Source organism: Flavobacterium aurantiibacter (assembly GCF_002251775.1).
Taxonomy (GTDB): Bacteria; Bacteroidota; Bacteroidia; order Flavobacteriales; family Flavobacteriaceae; genus Flavobacterium; species Flavobacterium aurantiibacter.
Genome location: NZ_NOXX01000040.1, coordinates 1 through 1,834, shown reverse-complemented (window position 1 = coordinate 1,834; position 1,834 = coordinate 1). Strand labels below are relative to the sequence as shown.

The 1,834-nt window shown below is 35.3% G+C and carries 1 protein-coding gene and 1 pseudogene; both read left to right on the top strand.

What is annotated here, in order from left to right:
• Nucleotides 1–733, top strand: a pseudogene (locus tag CHX27_RS00385) (hypothetical protein); the annotation flags it as partial.
• Nucleotides 734–749: 16 nt separating this feature from the next.
• Entirely contained in the window at nucleotides 750–1,262 is a 513-nt protein-coding gene (locus CHX27_RS00380; RefSeq protein WP_094484812.1) for a hypothetical protein, read from the top strand.
• Nucleotides 1,263–1,834: the final 572 nt, after the last annotated feature.

The window sequence follows — 1,834 nt, the reverse complement described above, 5'->3', positions numbered from 1 at the left end:
TGGGTATTGTTACCAGAACCCAATTAATTTGGTGGATCCGGATGGTCGGGAGGCGACTGATTGGTATAAAGACTTGAAAGGCGTCATGCAATTTGATCCAAAAGTACAATCTCAAGCTGATTTAGGAAATAGAGGAACATATGTAGGTGATACCTCTAAGCAGACTACTACAAGCGGCGGAACTGCTGACTTTAGAAGTGATGGAAGTATAATGTATTCGAATGAGCAAGACGCCTATAAAAGGGTTATGTCGAATACTCTATCTACTGGACGTGAACAAAATGCAATTATCGGGGATAAAAGTGTTTTAGTGTTGCCAGACTATTTAAACACAGAATCTGAAGGAAGTATTGGAACAGAATTCGGCTACAGTTATAAGAACGGAAATCTTCAAGATCCAATTACTGGCAAACAATTTAATACTCTAGGTAGTATACATGCACATTCAAATGGCAGCGGACCATCGTATTACACAGTCAGTGGATGGGGCGATTTAGGTTTTGCTGCTAAGGCTATTCCCAATAAACCTGTTTTTGTTATGCAAAATGAGAAAGGGGTTGACGGGCTTAGCGTTATTGTAGCATCCCCTCATGTAGCTGGAAAAAATCCTAACTATCGGGTTATGGACATTACCGCACAAAAGCCCGAAATCAACGCGGGTAGCATTCAAAGTACAACAAGTTTACGTAGCTTTTCTAACTCAATCGACTGGAAAAAAGTACTAAAAAAGTAAATCTATGATTAGCAAGATGAAATCATTTATAATCAACCTAATACTTGTAATACTATTAATTTCTTGTAATCAAGATAAGCGAGAAACCAAAGCATTACAGCCGATACCAGAAATGTCAAGAATTTTAGCCGATTTTGTAAAGGAAAATAAATGCGATGGTTGCAAGTATGAAATTTATATCAATAAAGAAGACCCACATAATTACACGACTATAATTTTCGTTGGTGACCATTCACTTACACAAGAAGAAAATTCATTTAATAAGCAAGATGCTATAAACTTTGTTTCTGTATCAGGTGTAAACTTCAAAATCTATTCAGGTGTAGAGCATTATTTTAAAAACTCATATAAGTTCAAAGCTGATTCAATTCGTCAATATGATAATACAAAAACAAAGATTTGGGTAGTAAAGGATAGTTTCGGGAAATTTACGACCACTAAAAAGGAGTTCGCATATCCGTTTATTCCCTTGCCAATGTCTGAGGTTAAGATAGAAGAAGTTTTAATGAATAAGGATAGCATCAAATAAACCAAAACCACCTGTAATAAGGTGGTTTTTCATTATTTCTATTTCCCAATATTTAAATCCGCACTATCGTAAATAAACGGTATAGTTTCATCATACGTTACGGAAATCTTACTTTTTAAATCAATATGCCTTATTGTAAATGAGGTCTTATTTTTATCTTTTTCCATGAAAAAAGATGAAAATAAGTTCAATTAAGGTTTTTTACCTTGCAAGTCTTCTGAACTTATTGCATTAGGTAAAGGCTCAAAAATCTGGACAACAATATTTCCGAAGCCGAGAACCAATGTTAGCTTTGGAATGAATTTTCTTTAATATTGGACTCTTTTAGCGGATTAGAGTTCGGCAAATGGTTCAGCAAAACTGCCACTGGTTAAAACTGATATGAATGCAGTAATAAAAATGTCGGTTGTGCTGAACTCGTCAATTAGCCACTTAAAGGCATTTTGGTATTTCCTAACTTCATCGTTCGGTAAAAGAGATAGGGTAAGTGGCACTATTGCGTAAAGCGGGATTAGCTGCATAATAATCAATCTTCACCTACCTTTGTAAAACAACAGTACAACTTAACCATG